An 18335-nucleotide genomic window follows, 5' to 3' on the forward strand; every position below is an offset into this window, starting at 1 on the left:
CGTCCTAGTCGCAGTCGCGGCAGATCGGCTGGCCGTTCTTCTCGCGGGCCAGCTGACTGCGGTGGTGGACCAGGAAGCAGCTCATGCAGGTGAACTCGTCGGCCTGCCGGGGCAGCACACGGACGGACAGTTCCTCGTTGGAAAGGTCCGCGCCGGGCAGCTCCAGGCCTTCAGCCTGCTCGAACTCGTCGACGTCGACGGTCGTGTTCGACTTGTCGTTCCGCCTCGCCTTGAGTTCTTCGATGCTGTCCTCGTTGAGGTCGTCATCGGTCTTACGTGGGGTGTCGTAATCCGTTGCCATGTCGCTCTCCCCCTCTGGGTGGTTGCGGTGTCTCCAGCGCAGTAACGCGTGAGAGGCCGGACTTGTGCCCGACCTGAGGCGGAGATTTTGCCTCACATCAAGGTCTGTTACTCAATCGACACCTCAGACGCACTCCGTGGAGTGGTCGTCCTGGATGGCGATCGGACCGTACACGGTCCGAATGTCGCACTGCCCGAGCGCCACCCCGTGTACTTCCCGTGATCCCACCCCCTGGAAACCCGGACTTTTCCCGGCTTTACGGAGGGTCGGTGATCACGCAGAGTAGGTGGCAGGAAAGTGCGCGCTGTGATCGATCACACACGGAACTCCGAGGTTTCCGCCCCGGGGTTTCCGCTTAAAGCGAACACTTCGGCGACTGGGCCGAGGTGCCCTTCTGTACATTCCGTGCCTCACACCGGCAGCGTCACGCGCATGACGAGACCGCCGCCCTCGCGAGGCTCCGCGATGATACGGCCTCCGTGGGCCCTCGCGACGCTGCGCGCGATGGACAGCCCCAGGCCGACGCCCTTGTCACTGCCCGTCCGCTCGGTGCGCAGCCTCCTGAACGGCTCGAAGAGGTTGTCGATCTCGTACGCGGGAACCACGGGACCTGTGTTCGACACCACGAGTACCGCCTGACCGTGCTCGATGTCGGTCGTCACTTCGACCCAGCCGCTCTCCCGGCCCGCACCACCACCTTCGCCCGATACCGCTTCCCCCGCATCCTTGGCGGACACGTTGTACCGGACCGCGTTCTGCACGAGGTTCAGCGCGATCCTCTCCAGCAGTACGCCGTTGCCCTGGACCACCGCGGCCTTCTGCTCGCCGCGGAGCTCCACGCCCTTGTCCTGGGCCTCGCCGCGGGTCTGGTCGAGGGCCCGGGTGGCCACCTCCGCCAGGTCCACGGGCTTGCGCTCGACGATCTGGTTGTCGCTGCGGGCGAGCAGCAGCAGCCCCTCGACGAGCTGTTCGCTGCGTTCGTTGGTGGCCAGCAGCGTCTTGCCCAGCTGCTGGAGCTCCACCGGGGCTCCGGGGTCCGAGAGGTGGACCTCCAGCAGGGTCCGGTTGATCGCCAGCGGCGTGCGCAGCTCGTGCGAGGCGTTGGCGACGAAGCGCTGCTGGGCGGTGAAGGCCCGCTCCAGCCTGTCCAGCATGTCGTCGAAGGTGTCCGCGAGCTCCTTCAGCTCGTCGTCGGGGCCGTCCATCTCGATGCGCCGGGACAGGTCCGTACCGGCGACCCTGCGGGCGGTACGGGTGATCCGGCCGAGCGGCGACAGCACGCGGCCCGCCATCGCGTACCCGAAGGCGAAGGCGATGACGCTGAGGCCGACCAGGGCCAGCAGGGAGCGGTTGAGCAGGTCGTTGAGGGCTTCCTGGCGGGTGTTGACGAGACAGGCGCGCAGGACCGCGTTCAGCTCGTCGTTGTCCCGGGCGTTCACCAGCTCGGGACAGGCCTCACTGGCCAGGTGGACCCGGCTGCCCGCCGCACCGATCACCTGGAAGTCCGGCTGCTGGGTGCCGTCGCGCAGGGCCTGCGCAGTCAGCAGATAGATGATCGACAGCAGCAGGATGCCCGCGATCAGGAACATCCCGCCGTACAGCAGGGTGAGGCGTATCCGGATCGTGGACCGGATCCACGGGAAGGCCGCCTCGGGCTGGCGGGGGTCCCAGTTCGGCTTGGGCGGGGTGCCTGGTGGGGCGGATGTGCTCGTCACCTCGGCCTCAGATCCGGTAGCCGGAGCCGGGCACCGTGACGATCACCGGGGGCTCGCCCAGCTTGCGGCGCAGGGTCATCACCGTCACCCGTACGACGTTGGTGAACGGGTCGGTGTTCTCGTCCCAGGCCTTCTCCAGCAGCTGCTCGGCGGAGACCACGGCGCCCTCGCTGCGCATGAGCACCTCCAGGACCGCGAACTCCTTGGGCGCGAGCTGGATCTCCCGGCCGTCGCGGAACACCTCGCGCCGGTTGGGGTCCAGCTTGATCCCGGAGCGCTCCAGCACGGGAGGGAGCGCGACGGTCGTGCGCCGGCCCAGCGCGCGCACCCGGGCGGTCAGCTCGGTGAAGGCGAAGGGCTTGGGCAGGTAGTCGTCGGCCCCGATCTCCAGGCCCTCCACCCGGTCGCTGACGTCGCCGGACGCGGTGAGCATCAGGACGCGGGTGGGCATGCCCAGCTCGACGATCTTGCGGCAGACGTCGTCACCGTGCACCAGCGGGAGGTCGCGGTCCAGGACGACCACGTCGTAGTCGTTGACCCCGATCCGTTCGAGAGCGGCGGCGCCGTCGTACACGACGTCGACAGCCATGGCCTCCCGGCGCAGTCCGGTGGCCACCGCATCGGCGAGCAGCTGCTCGTCCTCGACGACGAGTACGCGCACGTCGGTTCCTTCCTCTGGTGCCGTGGGGCAGTGGTGCCGTGGGGCAGTGGTGATTCCAAGTGACCGCAGGGACATGCCGTGCGGGATCTCTTCCACGCACCATCCTGCCCGTTTCAGCAGTAAACCGGCTGTAAGACGGCCTGCGGGGGTACCCCGAGCGGGCCCGGGGAGGGGGCAGCGGCGGTGCGACGTCCATGTTCTCCGGGGCAGTTGAGGTTTCCCCGAGGTGCGCCATGGGGAGGACGACAGAACACCCGCGATCACGCCCTGTATGTGGCACGCCACAGCCCGCTCTGTCCCCCAGAGGGAAGGTGCGCGTGATCGAAACACCCTCGGCACACCCCCGTGCCACCGACCCATGACGAGGGGGCGCACATGGACGCGTTCACCACCAGTCTCCTGCACCGCATAAAGGACGCCCAGTCGGACCTGTCCAGGGCCCGTGAGGCAGGCGACGACTTCCTGGTCGACGTCGAGCAGGAAGAGCTCAACGATCTGCACCGGATCGCCGCCGAGCACGGCGTGCGGATCGATGCGGCAGCCGCCTGACGGCACCGGAACCGCCCGGAGGCCCGCCCCTGACCTGGGGGCGGGCCTCCGTCGTGAGCGGGTACGGGGGCCGTGAGGGGGCCTTGGAGCGCGGGCACGCGCCGGGCTCGTGAAGGGGGCCTCGGGGCGGGCACGCGCGCCGGAGAGAGGGCCTGTGGGCCGCCGCGCGCCCGCAAGGGGACCGAATCCCCTGCCCGGCACCGCGCAGGGGCGCAGGGCCCGCCCGGTGCACGTCCTGGCTGCCCTCCCTGCATGTCCTAGTCGTGCCAGGCTCCCCGCTCCTCCAGCAGCTGCTGGAGCGGGGCGAAGACGCCCGGCGAGGCCGCGACGGTCAGCTCGGTGGAGAGGCGCTCCCCCGGCCGGCCACCGGTCAGCGCCCCCGCCTCACGGGCGATCAGGTCACCGGCCGCGTAGTCCCAGGGGTTCAGGCCCCGCTCGTAGTACCCGTCCAGCCGGCCGCCCGCCACGTCGCAGAGGTCGATCGCCGCCGACCCGCCGCGCCTGATGTCCCGGAAGCCGGGGATCAGCTGACCCACGATCGCCGCCTGCCTGGCCCGCCGCTCGGCCAGGTACCCGAACCCGGTTCCGATCAGCGCCCGCTCCAACGGCGGCGCGGGCCGTACGGCTAGCCTGCGGGCGGCTCCGGACGGCCCGACGCAGAACGCCCCGCGTCCCAGCACAGCCCGGTACGTCTCCCGCCGCAACGGCGCCTCGACGACACCGGCCAGCGTCTCGCCCCGGTACTCGGCGGCGATGGAGACCGCCCAGGAAGGCAGTCCGTACAGGTAGTTGACGGTGCCGTCGAGCGGGTCGACGATCCAGCGCACCCCGCTGGAGCCCTCTCTCGCGGCGCCCTCCTCGCCGAGGACGCCGTCGTCCGGCCGGTGCTCGGCGAGGAAGCCGGTGATCAGCTTCTCGGCGGCGATGTCCATCTCGGTGACGACGTCGACCGAGCTCGTCTTGGTGGCGGCCACCCCGAGGTCGTCGGGACGGCCGTCCCGCAGCAGCTCACCGGCCCGCCGGGCGGCCTCCAGGGCGACGGCCAGGAGTTCGGACTTGAGGTCGTCGCCCGCTGTCCCGCTCACGCCGTCTCCTCCTCGAACGGGCTGTCGGCCCCCGCCGCCGCGGGCTTCGGCGCACGCGAGGGGCAGCAGCCGACCGGGCACAGGTCGTGGCTCGGGCCGAGCCCGCCGAGCGCACACGGCGAAACCGTGCGGCCGCGCTCCGTGGCAGCCCGCTCCAGGACCAGGTCCCGTACCGCGGCAGCGAACCGCGGGTCCGCACCGACCGTCGCCGACCTGGCCACCGGCAGCCCGAGTTCGGCCGCCTTCGCGGTCGCCTCGGTGTCCAGGTCGTACAGCACCTCCATGTGGTCGGAGACGAAGCCGATCGGGACCATGACGACTGCGGGGGCACCGGCTCCGTGCAGCGCCTCCAGGTGGTCGCAGATGTCCGGCTCCAGCCACGGGATGTGCGGCGCGCCGGAGCGCGACTGGTAGACCAGCTCCCAGGGACGGTCCGCGACGCCGGTCGCCTCCCGTACGGCGTCGGCAATCAGGCCGGCGACCTCCAGGTGCTGGGCTACGTACGCCCCGCCGTCGCCGTGCGCCTCGCGGGGGCCCGAGGTGTCGGCCGCGGCGGTCGGGATGGAGTGCGTGGTGAAGGCGAGGTGTGCGCCCGCGCGCACCGCCTCGGGCAGCTCCGCCAGGGAGGCGAGGACACCGTCCACCATCGGGGCGACGAAACCGGGATGGTTGAAGTAGTGCCGCAGCTTGTCGACGCGCGGCGGACGCAGTCCTTCCGTCCGGAGCGCGGCGATCGACTCGGCGAGATTCTCCCGGTACTGCCGGCAGCCGGAGTACGAGGCGTACGCGCTGGTCGCCAGGACCGCGACGCGGCGGTGTCCGTCCCGGGTGATCTCGCGCAGGGTGTCGGTCAGGTACGGGGCCCAGTTGCGGTTGCCCCAGTAGACGGGGAGGTCCGCCAGGCCGTGTCCGGCGAAGTCCTCGCGGAGGGCGTCGAGCAGCTCGCGGTTCTGCCCGTTGATCGGGCTGATCCCGTCGAACAGGAAGTAGTGCTGCCCCACTTCCTTCAGCCGTTCCTCGGGGATGCCCCGGCCGCGCGTCACGTTCTGCAGGAACGGGACCACGTCGTCGGGGCCCTCGGGGCCGCCGAAGGACAGCAGCAGCAGGGCGTCGTAGGGAGCCGCGTCGGGCGTCGCACCGGAGTCGGGGCCGGACACCGCGCGGGACGCGAGGTCGGGGGCTGCATCGAGCTGATCAGGCATGTATCGATCCTGCCACCCCCCTCCGACAATCCGCCGCCCGGCACCCGGGACGGGCCATGTCGCAGGCCGGGGCGGACCCTTGCGCAGGCGGGCCGGGACCGGGCCTGGGCCCTACCGCGGACCGGGCCCGGGCCCTACCGCGGGCCGGGCCCGGGCCCTACCGCGGACCGGGCCCGGGCCCTACCGCGGGCCGGGCCCGGGCCCTACCGCGGGCCGGGCCCGTGCCCTTCCGCGGACCGGGCCCGTGCCCCCTCGTGGACCGGACCCGGGCCGTGCCCCCGTTCCCCCGCCGGACTACGTAACCTGTATGAACCATGTACGTGTGTGACCGGCGCCGCCCACGGCCGCGCGCCTGATCGGCGGAAGCTCAGTTGTCCAGTCCCTACCGTGCCATCTTCGCCGCTCCCGGCAGCAAGGCGTTCTCCGCGGCCGGCCTGCTCGGCCGGATGCCGCTGTCGATGATGGGCATCGGCATCGTCACGATGATTTCGCAGCTCACCGGCCGTTACGGGCTGGCGGGTGCTCTTTCGGCGACCCTCGCGATGTCGGCGGCCGTCTTCGGCCCGCAGATCTCCCGGCTGGTCGACCGGCACGGGCAGAGCCGGGTGCTGCGCCCGGCCACCCTGATCTCCACCGTCGCCGTCGCCGGCCTGCTGGTCTGCGCACAGCAGGGCGCCCCCGACTGGACGCTGTTCGTGTTCGCGGCGGGCGCGGGCACGGTGCCCAGCGTGGGGTCCATGGTGCGGGCGCGCTGGGCGGCGCTCTACCGGGGCTCACCGCGCGAGCTGCACACGGCCTACTCGTGGGAGTCCATCGCCGACGAGATCTGCTTCATCTTCGGCCCGATCGTCTCCATCGGTCTGTCGACGGCGTGGTTCCCCGAGGCGGGCCCGCTGATCGCGGGCTGCTTCCTGGTCGTCGGTGTCTTCTGGCTGACCACCCAGAAGGCCACCGAACCCGCACCGCACCCGCGTCAGCAGCAGGGCACAGGGTCGGCGATGCGGTCCGGTGGCCTCCAGGTGCTGGTGGCCACCTTCGTCGCCACCGGCGCCGTCTTCGGCTCGGTGGACGTGGTGACGGTCGCCTTCGCCGACGAGCAGGGCCACAAGGCGATGGCCAGCCTGGTGCTCGCGGCCTACGCCCTCGGTTCGTGCCTGGCCGGCGCGGTGTTCGGGCTGCTGCACCTCCAGGGGCCGCCGACGAAACGGTGGCTGCTGGGTGTCTGTGCGATGGCCGTGAGTATGATCCCCCTCCAACTGGCCGGGAACCTGCCGTTTCTGGCCGTGGCGCTCTTCGTCTCGGGCCTGGCCGTCGCACCGACGATGGTGACCACGATGGCCCTCGTCGAACAGCACGTACCCCGTACCCAACTGACCGAGGGCATGACCTGGACCAGCACCGGGCTCGCCGTCGGCATCTCGATCGGCTCGTCCGCCGCAGGGTGGGCGGTCGACGGGATGGGGGCGGACGCGGCGTACGTGGTGCCCGTTCTGTCGGGGGCTCTCGCGGCCGCGGTGGCGTTCCTGGGGTACCGCCGGCTGGGCAGGCCGGCACCGACTCGGGGAGGGCACGACGCCGATGAGCGACACCACGAAGACGGGCCACGCGTGGCATAACTGGGCCGGCAACGTCACCGCCCGCCCCGCGCGGGCCCTCACCCCCTCCTCCGTCGAGGAACTGGCCGAGACGGTACGCAGGGCTGCCGCCGAGGGCCTGCGGCTCAAACCCGTCGGCACCGGCCACTCGTTCACCGCCATCGCCGCCACCGACGGCACGCACATCCGCCCCGACCTCCTCACCGGCATCCGCGACATCGACCGCGAGGCGGGCACGGTCACCGTGGAGGCGGGCACTCCACTCAAGCGCCTCAACGTCGCCCTGGCCCGTGAGGGGCTGTCGCTGACGAACATGGGCGACATCATGGAGCAGACGGTGGCCGGGGCCACCAGCACCGGCACCCACGGCACGGGCCGCACCTCGGCCTCACTGGCCGCCCAGATCGTGGCACTCGAGCTGATCACCGCGGACGGCCGGATCCTGACCTGCTCGGAGAAGGAGAACCCGGAGGTCTTCGCGGCGGCCCGGATCGGCCTGGGGGCACTCGGCATCATCACGGCACTCACCTTCGCCGTGGAGCCGATCTTCTTCCTCACCGCGCGCGAGGAGCCGATGTCCTTCGGCACGGTCCTGTCGGACTTCGAGGAGCTCGTCGCCGAGAACGAGCACTTCGAGTTCTACTGGTTCCCGCACACCGACAACTGCAACACCAAGCGCAACAACCGCAGTCTGGGCCCGGCCGCCCCGCCCGGCCGGATCGCGGGCTGGGTCGAGGACGAGCTGATGTCCAACGGGCTCTTCCAGGTGGTCAATTCGATCGGCCGGGCCGTTCCGCGGACCGTCCCCGCCATCGCCCAGCTCTCCAGTCGCGCCCTGTCCGCGCGCACCTACACGGACATTCCGTACAAGGTCTACACGAGCCCGCGCCGGGTGCGCTTCGTGGAGATGGAGTACGCGCTGCCGCGCGAAGCCACCGTCGACGCGCTGCGCGAGGTGCGCGCGATGATCGAGCGCTCGCCGCTGAAGATCAGCTTCCCGGTGGAGGTGCGGACCGCGCCCGCCGACGACATCCCGCTCTCCACCGCGTCCGGCCGCGAAACCACGTACCTCGCGGTCCACATGTACAAGGGCACGCCGTACCAGGGGTACTTCACCGCCGTCGAGCGCATCATGACCGCCCACGGCGGGCGTCCGCACTGGGGCAAGCTGCACACCCGTGACGCCGAGTACCTGGCGGCCGCCTACCCGCGCTTCGGCGAGTTCACGGCACTGCGCGACCGGCTCGATCCGGACCGCCTGTTCGGCAACGACTACCTGCGGCGCGTCCTGGGCGACTGACCGGGCGCCGGAGCCCCGCCACGCACCGGAGCCCCGCCGCGTGGCGGGGCTCCGGTGGCCGTACGAGGGTCCAGGGGGCGGCGCGGTGGGAGGCCGGCCGGTGAGTGACGCCCCGCAGGCGTTACGGGGCACAGGCGTTACGGGGCGCTGGTGGCGCCGGGCTGCGGGGGCGGGGCCTGCTGGCGTTCCGCGCCGCCCGGGCCGTCGTCCTTGCCTTCGGCGGACCCTTCGTCGGAGCCGTCCGCGCCGCCGTTGCCCGCGGGCGTCTCCTTGGCGGGCGGCGTGGACGACGGGGAGCCGCCGCCGTTCGCGCCGTCCACCGCGCCGTCCTCGCTGCTGCCCGGGTCGGGCGTGCTGCTGGCGCCGGGGGCGGGCGTCTGCTTGTCGCCGTTCCCCGAGCCGGCCCCCGGGCTCTGCTCGCCGGCGCCGGGGCCGGTGCTCCCGCCGGTGCCGGGGGTGCCGTGTCCGGAGGCACCGGGGCCGGGACTGGTGGCCGGCTGCTCGGCGGGCGGGGTCTTCCGCTCACCGCCACCGCGCACGAAGTTCCCGATGCTGGTGCCCTCACCGCCGCTCAGGTCCTTCTGTGAGACCAGTTCGTACGTGGTGATCCCGCCCATCGCCACGGCGAACACCGCCGCGGCCGCGAGAGCGGACCGCTTCCAGCCGCGCACCTTCGTGCCGTGCACGGTGGCCTCGGTGAACTCGCCGTCGCCCGGCGCCTGCCCGGCGCCAAGATCGGCCGGCACCTCGACGGTCCGCAGCACCCGCGTCTCGTTGTCGAGGAAGGGCCGGCCCGCCTTCGGCTTGGCGTGCACCGTGACCTCGCGGAGCTGCTCGCCGGTGCGCTTGAAGACGTGCTGGAAAATCGTTCCACCACTGGTGGCGACCACGCTCACGACGCCGGCGCCGATGACCGTGCCGTACACCCCGAGCTGGGACGCCAGCACGGCGGCGACCACGGCGGCCACGGCGCTGCCCGCCACCTGAGCCACGCTCAGATCGATGCGGCGCTTCGTCGGTTCTTCGCCGGTATCCAGCTTCTTGTCCATCTCCAGCCTCTGCTTGCCCATCTGTTCCACCTTGCTACAGAAGAGACATTTGGGAGGAGCGGAAAGTTCCGATTCTGATCTTTCTGTGAATCAGGACACTCGGCGGCGTCATGACCTTGCCGACGGGGCAGGAGGGGGCTCATGAGGTTGACCCGTCGGGACCCCGGCAACTCCGGTAGCCGGGCAGAAGTCCGGTGGCGCGCCGGTCCACCCATGTGGCCCAAATGGAGTACTGTGGCGAGCCCTGGATCCGGTCCCCCCATGGGCGTCCGGACCCTTCGGGAGGGGGCCGAATCGGCACTCGCACCGGCGGCGCCACGGCATCGAACGGGTACCTGCTACGCAGGGTGACCAACAGTCACTTTGCGTCGACAACAGGTCACCGTGCCATAACGGCGAACCAGGGCGCAACGCCCGACACGCCGGGCAACACGGCAAGGTAGTGGCAGGCTGCACCCGGGCAGGCCACACTCGACTAGCGGAAGCAGCGACGCACGTGACGTCGGCAGGCACCACCCGGGAGGTCCCCATGCCCGAACTGCGTGTCGTGGCCGTCAGCAACGACGGCACACGGCTGGTTTTGAAGGCTGCGGACAGCACGGAGTACACGCTTCCGATCGACGAGCGACTGCGTGCCGCCGTCCGCAACGACCGCGCCCGACTCGGCCAGATCGAGATCGAGGTGGAGAGTCACCTCCGCCCTCGCGACATCCAGGCGCGGATACGAGCGGGAGCCTCCGCCGAAGAGGTCGCCCAGATGGCCGGTATCCCGGTCGACCGGGTGCGCCGCTTCGAGGGCCCCGTGCTTGCCGAGCGCGCCTTCATGGCCGAGCGCGCCCGCAAGACCCCGGTCCGCCGTCCCGGCGAGAACGCCGGACCCCAGCTCGGCGAGGCGGTGCAGGAGCGGCTGCTGCTGCGCGGCGCCGACAAGGAAACCGTGCTGTGGGACTCCTGGCGCCGCGACGACGGCACCTGGGAGGTGCTGCTCGTCTACCGGGTCGCGGGCGAACCGCACTCGGCGAGCTGGACCTACGACCCGCCGCGCCGCCTGGTCGCGGCCGTGGACGACGAGGCGCGCTCGCTGATCGGCGAGAGCGACGACCTCCCCGCGGCTCCCGAGCCGAGTTTCCCCTTCGTTCCCCGCATCGCGCGCCTGCCGCGCGACCGGCCGCTGGACCGTGCCCTCGACCGTTCGCTGGAGCGGCCGCTCGACCGGGCTCTGGACCGACAGCTGGAGCGCCCCGCTCCGCCGCCCGCGATGGAGGCGGACGACGGGAGCGGTGAGCGCGATTCGCTGACCAGCCTGCTGGAGGCGGTACCGAGCTTCCGCGGCGAGATGGTGGTGCCGGAGCGGCCCGCTCCGCCAGCCCCGCCCGAGCCCCCGCCGGCGCTCGACCTGGACGAGCAGAACCCGGTGGCCGAGGAGCCGCCCGCGGCCGCCGGTGCGGGATCGGCGTACGCGGACGTGCTGATGCCGCGCGCCGTGGCCGGGCACCGGGACCGGCTGGTCGGTACGACGGACCGGCAGGCGGAGGCCGACGGGGTGCGTCCGGGCCGTCGGGCCGCCGTGCCGAGCTGGGACGAGATCGTCTTCGGTACGCGCAGGAAGAAGCAGGAGTAAGCGTTTCTGCAAGCTGCCGTCACCGCAGGGGCAGCAGCAGCCACCGGTCAGGGGAGGGGCCCGTACGCCAGGCGTACGGGCCCCTCCCCTGCGCGGTCGTCCGGGCTCGGGCCCGTGGCCGACTATCCGGGCTCGGGCCCGGTGGCCACAGGGCGCGACGCGTCCGAGGACCACTGGGACCACGACCCCGCGTACAGCGCGGCCGGGATGCCCGCGATCTCCAGGGCCAGCACCTGGTGGGCGCCCGAGACCCCGGAGCCGCAGTACACACCGACCGCGGAGGCATCCTTCGCTCCCAGGGCGGTGAAGCGGGCGGCCAGCTCGGCGGCGGGCCTGAAGCGGCCGTCCCCGGCCGTGTTCTCGCTGGTCGGGGCGGAGACCGCACCGGGGATGTGGCCGCCGACCCGGTCGATGGGCTCCACATCGCCGCGGTAGCGCTCGGCCGCACGGGCATCCAGCAGCAGCCCCTTGCGCGCGAGAGCGGCCGCCTCATCCGCGTTCAGCAGCTCCAGATCGCCCGGAATCGGCCGGAAATCGCCTTGTGCGGGCACGGGAATCTCGGTCGTCAGCGGTCCTTCCCAGGCCGCTAGCCCACCGTCCAGCACGCGTACGTTCCGGTGCCCGGCCCACCGCAGCAGCCACCAGGCGCGGGCCGCGGCCCAGCCGAGACCTCCGTCGTACACGACCACCGGCGTCCCCGCCGAGACTCCGGCCCGGCGCATCACGGCCCCGAAAACCTCCGGGTCGGGCAGCGGGTGCCGACCGCCGTCACCCGGCGGACCTGCGAGTTCCGTGTCCAGGTCGACGTATACGGCGCCCGGCAGATGACCGGCCTCGTACTCGGTCCTGAGGTTCGGGCCGCCGAGCCGCCAGCGCACGTCGAGGAGAACGGGCGGCCGGGCCCCGGCCGACTCGCCCGCGAGATCTGCCGCGGAGATGATGGGTTCCATGCGTGCCATCCTCGCGCAGTGCCCGGTCCGCCCGTAGCCGTATCTCGGGCGGACTGCCTCGTAACGAGGTCGAAACGGGACGCGCGGCGCGGCCGGGGCGCGCCGCGCGCCGGGGGGTGCAAGCATCTGCACGGGGCACGAATCCGTTCCGCACAACGGCGTGCACGCCCCGTGATCCCGTACGGCCACCACGAATGGTCCGAGGAGAAGAGACGATGACCGAGGCTGCCTCCGGGCACATGCCCGGCACTCCCTGCTGGGTGAGCCTGATGGTGCATCAGCTGGCCACCACCCAGGAGTTCTACGGTGCCCTGTTCGGCTGGGAGTTCCGGCCGGGACCCGAGCAGCTGGGCCCGTACGTTCGGGCCCTGCTGGCGGGACGCGAGGTCGCCGGCATCGGCCAGCTGCCGCCCGACCGCCATCTGTCCACGGCCTGGACCCCGTACCTGGCGACCGACGACGCGGGGGCCACCGCCCAGGCCGTCGTCAGTCACGGCGGGACGGTCGCCGTGGGCCCGCTGGACGCGGGCGAGGCGGGCCGGCTGGCGATCGCCTCGGACCCCTCGGGCGCGGTCTTCGGCCTCTGGCAGGCGGCCGTCCACCTGGGCACGTCCTCCGCGGGTGCGCCGGGCACTCCGGTCTGGAACGAGCTGGTGACGCACGAGACCCCGGGCATCATGAAGTTCTACCAGGCGCTCTTCGGTTACGACACGGACGCGGTGGTCTCCGCCGACTTCGACTTCACCACCCTGCTGCTCGACGGGAACCCGGTCGCCTCGCTGCACGGCGTGGGCAACGCACTCCCCCGCGACCGGGGTGCGCACTGGATGACGTATTTCGCGGTCGCGGACACCGACGAGTCCGCCCGCCTCGTCACCGAGCTCGGCGGCCACATCGTGCAGCCCCCGCGCGAGGGCACCAACGGCCGCCAGGCGGTGGTCGCGGACCCGGAGGGAGCGGTCTTCACGATCGTGGCGGGGATGTGACGTCCGGGGGCCCGGGGGCGGGACGCGCCGGGGCCCCTCAGGTCACCGAGCCACAGCGGCTGTCGAGGCGATAGGGACGCAGGCACGTCCCCGCCGCACGCCGGTTCGACTGCGCTGCTTGCCCGACTCAGGACTCAGGTGTCGATCTCGCCCGCCCAGGCGAAGTTCAGCAACGCCTTGGGGAGGTACTCGGAGTCGACCTCGATGGGGAAACCGTGGTCCCGGGCCAGGCAGGCAATGGCCAACGGGCCAAGTGCCACAAAACCGTTGCTGTCGATCGCCATGTCGTCGTCGCCCACACCCCAGTAGGACCTGTGCCACTTGACCGCGTGCACCAACGCCTCGTTGAACTGCGTATGATCCCCGCGCAAGAGGCGGTAGAAGAGAATGATCGGCGGATACAGGACCAAAGACATCAGGATCTGATCCGCATGCTCGGCCGACTCGGGACCGGTGCCGTCCACAGCAGCGACCAGGTGCTCGCTCACGCCATCCCTGCCCAGCCAAAAACGCTGGAGCGTCTCCACCCACGAGTAGATGTACTCGTCGAACGTCGCACCCGACTCACGCAACAGGGAAACGGGCACCTGAGCCAGCTCGTTCAGCCGTTCACTCTCCCGGCAGATCAACGCCAGGTAGAACGCCGTCACCCATGAGCCGGCGTTCACGTGAGGCTGAGGCCCGGAGGCGGGAAGGCGCCGTTCCTTCTCCTTGATCCGGCACGTCACCGTGCTGCCCTCGGGCGCGATAGCCATGGCGAACCGGGCCGACCCCAACTGCATCGCAGTAACCCAGGCCTCCCAGGTCTCGAACATCTCGGCGTCCGGATCCAGCTTGCAGCGCGTCTCCGCCAGAATCAGCGTGGTATCGAACGCCTGCCGCCGGGCCATGTCCGACCGCTCGATATTCTCCAGCAGCCCCTCAACATTGCTGGCGAGTGCCTCAGCACCCGCTGCCGTGTCGATGTCTCGCACGAGACTTGGGGGATACTCATGACGGGGGACGCGCATCAGATTGATTTCCTATCAGTGGGGAATTCCCCGAGCCAGTTCCTCTGCAGGATATACTTCGGCAGGCATGGGGACCCTCATGGCGGGCGACCCAAATCGGATTGGTTTACATGAGGAATTGGCTTACATCACGTGGAGAATTCCCCGAGGTGACTCAGGTTCGCCAGATCGCTCCAGGGAACTAATACCTTCCGGACAACTCCTCCAAGGCGTCAAGCGACGCCGCCTCTTCGAGCGTCCCGAGCGAGCCAAGTTCCGGGCGCGCCGGAAGGGTGCGCAGCCAGGCAAGTGCATCGAGCCCGCTGAGTCCTTGCTCATGGGCCCTCCGAAACCATCGCAGCCATCCGCGTCCCACCTCGAAAGCCTCTTCGCCAGCCGCAGTTCGGGGCTCAAAGCCTGCAGCATCGTCGCCGAGCGAGGCCCATACGTATCCGAGCGTTCGCTCTTTTACGACAGCGCAATAATGGACCGGATACTCAGTGATATCCGCGTAATCCTCGCCGGTACGGTCAAGACCGGCAAGGAGGTGCCGAGAGCGCGCAGGTACTTCAAAAGTCCCCCACGAATCACTGTAGGCAGGCCCTTCGGCCAGAATGTCTTCGAACCCTGTTTCTGTCGGTGTCGCGTGGCGGTTGGGGTCTCCGGGCTCGATCGCAACACCAAGCAGTTCTGAAATTTCCTGCAGGACAGCGGCAAGCCTCGGCGCATTCTCCGCGTATACCTCGGCCTGCACATGCTCACGCGTGTCCATCGTGAGCCATGCGTCGGAATAAGTCTCCAGGGTCACCACAATCAGCTGACCCTTCCAAATATCGACCTGAATCGCGAACAGCTTCTCGACCCGATGCTTGATCCCCATCGGCTCCGACCAGAGGCCCGGGCATTCGACGCGAAGAGTCACCAGGGACTCGTCTGCGATGGGTTCCACTCGCTCAACAGCTTGCGTCAGCCTGTCCTCAGCCGCCGACGGGCGCCCCTCGAAAACCAGTCCGGTCTCATTGATTCGAGCATTCCGCATCTCACCAACAGCATGCACGGAGAAGCATGCTTTACCTGCCGGGATTGCCAGCTCATGCGCAGCCAGCACCTCCCACACCGAGGCCGCGAGCTCCACAGAACGACTCGGACGGACTCGTTCGATGTGCGAGGTGATTTCCCAAGTCCAGTCGCCGATGGGGTCTGAGGAGGTAATCACAACATGTCCTTGGGGTCGGTCTTGCTGCCTGGCGGGATCACCAGTGTTCCATCCTCCAGGCGGATAACGAACGTGATTCCTTGCCCCTTGGGTCCACGCGCGCCGCCGTGAATCTCCATGAGCTCGTCGTAGGACCCCCTGGACAACCAGTCTGCTCGAGTTCCTCGACCACCGTCCACCAGCAGGATGTGGTGGTCAGCCTCCGCCCTCGCCAATTGCAGGAGGTACTTGTTGCGCGTGATCTCCCCAACCGGATTCGCAGGATCGTTCAGATGCTTCATCTGATAGGCGTAAATGGAGCCGTCCTCGGCCTTGATACGGATGTCCATATCCGCACCAACCGGGATCTTCTGCTCAAAGTCGATGGACCGAGCTGGCACACCACTCCGGACAAGCTCGTCCGCGAAAAGGATCTGGTCGGCACTCGGCTGATACATCTGCGCTTTCCGAGCCCCCAGAGCGGACACGACCTCCCCGAACTTGTCGCTCTCACTGAAGCGTCCCGAGGCAATGACCTCCGCAACTTGCGCACCATCCGGTTCTGAAGCGAGTCGCTCGAGAGCCCTTTCAAGGACGTCTGGTTTTGGACGGAGTTTGCCGGGAAGCGACTTAACACCATCGCGAACGCCCTGCTCTTCGCTACCTCCGCGAAGCATGGGCTGACCGTCGCCTTGCGATGACGCACCGTTCGCACCACCTGGGTCACCAGCACTCTGATCGGTGCCATCGGTGCCGCTGGGAGGTCCGTCTGCCTGGCTTCCAGGTAGCTCCGCATCGCTGCCCGCACGCCCCAAGTCGTCCAGGCCACCGCCACCGTGGCTGCCCCCACCAGGACCGTCGCCCCGCGGCCCGCCCGGGGCTTCGGGTCCGCCGGAGCTGCCGGAGCCGCCACGGGACGGATTGTCCGCGCCGTTGCCAGGCAGGTCGCGAGCGTCGCCCCGGGATACGGCATCACCGGGGTTCGTAGCCGCGGAGCCCCCGGGAGTCGTACCGCCCGGGGTGTCGTTGCCCATGCGGGGTGCGTGGTCGGGTGCGTTGTCGCCCAGGCGTGCCATGTCGCCGAGTTGGCCGGTGCCGCCGGGCGTGGCGCGCACGGTGTCCGCGCCGACCGAGACGAGGACCCGCTCGGGTACCGGGGTCTCGGCGCGGGAGGGAGTGCCGGGGGTCTCGGCGCGAGAGGGAGCGCCAGGGCGTTCCGCGTGCGTGGCCGGGTTGTTGACGATGTCGTCGGGGGCGTTCTTGAGCTCGGAGAGGACCTCGCCCTTGCCGTTGACGACGTGGCCCTCGGGGGTCAGGTAGGTGTCGGAGCCGTCGGGGTTCCTGAGGGAGCCGGCCGGGACCGCGTCGTCGGTGAGGGTGTAGGTGCCGTTGGGCTGTGCGACGGCCCCCTTGGGGGGTGTGACGTCCGCGGGGATCGTCACCGTGCCGTCCGCGTTGCGCAGGGTGCCTTCGGGCAGTTCGATGGTGCCGGGCGGCAGGCTGACGTCGACCTGCTTCAGGTTCTTGAGGCCCACGAAGAGGTCACGGATCTTGGTGCCGGTATAGGCACCGGCCTTGAAGACGTACGTGGTGGGGTCGATGACGCGGCCTGCCTTGCCGGCGACGGAGAGCGCCTTGGCGACCGCGCCCGCCTTGCCGGCACCGCTGACACCCGCACCGACGCCTCCGGTGAAGACGGTGGTGACGACGTTGAACGTGACCGCGCCCGCCGCTCGGCCGGGGTTCGAGCCCCACTGGTCCCAGGCGACCAGGGCCTTGCCGGTCTCCTTCAGGGCGGTCTGCGAGTCCATCATCCAGCGGCGGGTCTTGTCGCCGCCGAGCAGGGCGGGGGCCACGGCTCCGGCCGGCACCACCACCATGGCGATACCGGTGGCCAGTTTGGCCAGGCCCGTCCAGGCTTCGCCCGCCTTGTCCCAGCCGTCCACGCCCACCAGGGTGCCCAAGCCCTTGAGGGTGCCCCCGATGCCGTCGACGACGACACCCGTGGCGAAGTCGGCGACGTATTCGTAGGACTGGTACCAGCGGACGGACTCGACGACCGGGTCGCCCCAGGGCAGCCCCTTGGCTCCCTTGAGGTCATCGGCCCGGTAGCCGTACAGGTGGTCGCTCTTGGAGCCGTCGTTGAGGGAGTACGTCTTGCCGTCGACCAGTTTGACGATCTTGGAGTGGCACTCGATCTCGGCGGTCCAGAACGCTTCGAGGGTGCGGGAGATCTCGTCGCGCCGCTCGTTGTTCTCCTCGACCTTGTCGCCGTCCTCGCGCCAGGTGTCGTCGGCCGCGGCCTCGCTGGCGAAGGTCTGCGCCTCCGCCTTGAGTTCCGCCAGGCGCTTGGCCAGCGGACGTACCGCGGTGGCATAGGTGTCGAGGGCGTCGGCGACGGTGCCAAGATCCTCGCCGATGTCGTGGGCGAGGGTGGAGATCGGCGCGGTGGTGGCGAACAGCCGGTCCGCTTCGGGGGCCTGGTAGTAGGCGGACAGCCCCTGGAAGGCGGTGTGGGTGCTCTTGCCCTGGGTGGCCAGCTGTGTGCCGCCCTTGCGCAGAGCGGTGACCTGCTGTTCCAGGGTGGCCAGGTCTCCGGTGAACTGCGGGACACCGGATGCGGGGACGGGGGTGGAGTCGCTCACTTGGCGGCGTCCTTCCTGGCCTTGTCCAGTACGGCCTGGACGTCCGGGTCGTCGAACGCCTCGCGCTGCTTCGTCGCGGCCATCGCCAACTGCCCGTTGTTGTACGCGTTGGTGGCCTCGACCGCTCCGGTGATGGAGTCCCGTGCGCGCAGCGCCAGGTAGAGGAAGTCCCTCTGGCGCTTGTTCATGAACTCGTTGAGGCCGGAAGCCACCAGCCCCGGGGTGTTCTCACCCGGGACGCCGCCCTCCTTGACCGTGCCGGCGGTCTTCCCCGCCTGTTCCACCGCGGTGCCGATCGCCTCGGCGGTCGTACCCATCGACTCGGCGGCCTTGCCTGTGCTCGTCAGCACCTTCTGCACGCCCGAGGCCGTGATGTCCCACGCCGTCATTGCCCCACAACCCCCTGTGGCGGCGGCAACCCGCCGCCACCCGATCTGCCGATACGTTTCTGCGTGCTCTGGCGCCAGGACGTTCCCCGGCGGCGCACAGCCG

The 18335-nt window shown here is 70.2% G+C and carries 16 protein-coding genes; 5 read left to right on the forward strand and 11 right to left on the reverse strand.

Annotated features, from left to right (window positions below):
• Positions 1-4 precede the first annotated feature (4 nt).
• From ACFWVV_RS00800 to ACFWVV_RS00810, 3 genes are all read right to left on the reverse strand, one after another.
• Positions 5-301 carry a DUF4193 domain-containing protein gene (locus ACFWVV_RS00800; protein ID WP_185026814.1) on the reverse strand — a complete coding sequence of 99 codons (297 nt, stop codon included), beginning with the start codon at positions 299-301 and terminating at the stop codon, positions 5-7.
• Between the two features lie 410 nt (positions 302-711).
• Complete coding sequence (locus ACFWVV_RS00805) at positions 712-2016, reverse strand: sensor histidine kinase (protein ID WP_384343826.1); 1305 nt, start codon at positions 2014-2016, stop codon at positions 712-714.
• A 7-nt stretch (positions 2017-2023) separates the two neighbouring features.
• Positions 2024-2677, reverse strand: coding sequence for a response regulator transcription factor (locus ACFWVV_RS00810; RefSeq protein WP_185026810.1), 654 nt, complete (start codon positions 2675-2677; stop codon positions 2024-2026).
• 375 nt (positions 2678-3052) lie between these two features.
• Here ACFWVV_RS00810 and ACFWVV_RS00815 point away from each other — a divergent pair, with 375 nt between their 5' ends.
• The gene (locus tag ACFWVV_RS00815) at positions 3053-3226 is read left to right on the forward strand and encodes a hypothetical protein (RefSeq protein WP_384343823.1); all 174 of its coding nucleotides are present in this window, start codon (positions 3053-3055) and stop codon (positions 3224-3226) included.
• A 257-nt stretch (positions 3227-3483) separates the two neighbouring features.
• Here ACFWVV_RS00815 and ACFWVV_RS00820 read toward each other — a convergent pair whose 3' ends face one another.
• Positions 3484-4311 carry an inositol monophosphatase family protein gene (locus tag ACFWVV_RS00820; protein WP_384343820.1) on the reverse strand — a complete coding sequence of 276 codons (828 nt, stop codon included), beginning with the start codon at positions 4309-4311 and terminating at the stop codon, positions 3484-3486.
• Positions 4308-5513: a ferrochelatase gene (locus ACFWVV_RS00825; RefSeq protein ID WP_384343817.1), complete on the reverse strand. Its 1206-nt coding sequence runs from the start codon at positions 5511-5513 to the stop codon at positions 4308-4310. Before ACFWVV_RS00825 ends, ACFWVV_RS00820 begins: the two co-directional genes overlap by 4 nt.
• 371 nt (positions 5514-5884) lie before the next feature.
• Between ACFWVV_RS00825 and ACFWVV_RS00830 the strand changes: the two genes are divergently transcribed.
• Positions 5885-7129: an MFS transporter gene (locus ACFWVV_RS00830; protein WP_384343814.1), complete on the forward strand. Its 1245-nt coding sequence runs from the start codon at positions 5885-5887 to the stop codon at positions 7127-7129.
• A complete protein-coding gene (locus ACFWVV_RS00835) occupies positions 7092-8408 on the forward strand; it encodes a D-arabinono-1,4-lactone oxidase (protein ID WP_384343811.1) in 1317 nt (438 codons plus the stop codon). Before ACFWVV_RS00830 ends, ACFWVV_RS00835 begins: the two co-directional genes overlap by 38 nt.
• Before the next feature lie 137 nt (positions 8409-8545).
• Here the strand turns inward: ACFWVV_RS00835 and ACFWVV_RS00840 are convergent, their stop codons facing one another.
• Positions 8546-9478, reverse strand: coding sequence for a hypothetical protein (locus ACFWVV_RS00840; protein WP_384343808.1), 933 nt, complete (start codon positions 9476-9478; stop codon positions 8546-8548).
• 508 nt (positions 9479-9986) lie between these two features.
• Here ACFWVV_RS00840 and sepH point away from each other — a divergent pair.
• Positions 9987-11078: a septation protein SepH gene (sepH, locus tag ACFWVV_RS00845; protein ID WP_384343805.1), complete on the forward strand. Its 1092-nt coding sequence runs from the start codon at positions 9987-9989 to the stop codon at positions 11076-11078.
• Positions 11079-11200: 122 nt separating this feature from the next.
• Here the strand turns inward: sepH and ACFWVV_RS00850 are convergent, their stop codons facing one another.
• Positions 11201-12028, reverse strand: coding sequence for a sulfurtransferase (locus ACFWVV_RS00850; RefSeq protein ID WP_384343802.1), 828 nt, complete (start codon positions 12026-12028; stop codon positions 11201-11203).
• A gap of 215 nt (positions 12029-12243) precedes the next feature.
• Here ACFWVV_RS00850 and ACFWVV_RS00855 point away from each other — a divergent pair, with 215 nt between their 5' ends.
• Entirely contained in the window at positions 12244-13014 is a 771-nt protein-coding gene (locus ACFWVV_RS00855) for a VOC family protein (RefSeq protein ID WP_384343799.1), read from the forward strand.
• 134 nt (positions 13015-13148) lie between these two features.
• Here the strand turns inward: ACFWVV_RS00855 and ACFWVV_RS00860 are convergent, their stop codons facing one another.
• The 4 genes from ACFWVV_RS00860 to ACFWVV_RS00875 all read right to left on the reverse strand — a co-directional run bounded on the left by ACFWVV_RS00860 (position 13149) and on the right by ACFWVV_RS00875 (position 18232).
• Positions 13149-13988: an immunity 49 family protein gene (locus ACFWVV_RS00860; protein ID WP_384343796.1), complete on the reverse strand. Its 840-nt coding sequence runs from the start codon at positions 13986-13988 to the stop codon at positions 13149-13151.
• 217 nt (positions 13989-14205) lie between these two features.
• Entirely contained in the window at positions 14206-15219 is a 1014-nt protein-coding gene (locus ACFWVV_RS00865) for a hypothetical protein (RefSeq protein ID WP_384343793.1), read from the reverse strand.
• Entirely contained in the window at positions 15216-17843 is a 2628-nt protein-coding gene (locus ACFWVV_RS00870) for a hypothetical protein (protein WP_384343791.1), read from the reverse strand. The genes ACFWVV_RS00865 and ACFWVV_RS00870 overlap by 4 nt, the downstream gene beginning before the upstream one ends.
• Positions 17840-18232 (reverse strand): DUF6507 family protein, encoded by a 393-nt coding sequence (locus ACFWVV_RS00875; protein WP_384343787.1) that lies wholly within the window; start codon positions 18230-18232, stop codon positions 17840-17842. Before ACFWVV_RS00875 ends, ACFWVV_RS00870 begins: the two co-directional genes overlap by 4 nt.
• Between the last annotated feature and the right edge of the window lie 103 nt (positions 18233-18335).

The organism is Streptomyces sp. NPDC058663 (assembly GCF_042716745.1).
Classification (GTDB): Bacteria; Actinomycetota; Actinomycetes; order Streptomycetales; family Streptomycetaceae; genus Streptomyces.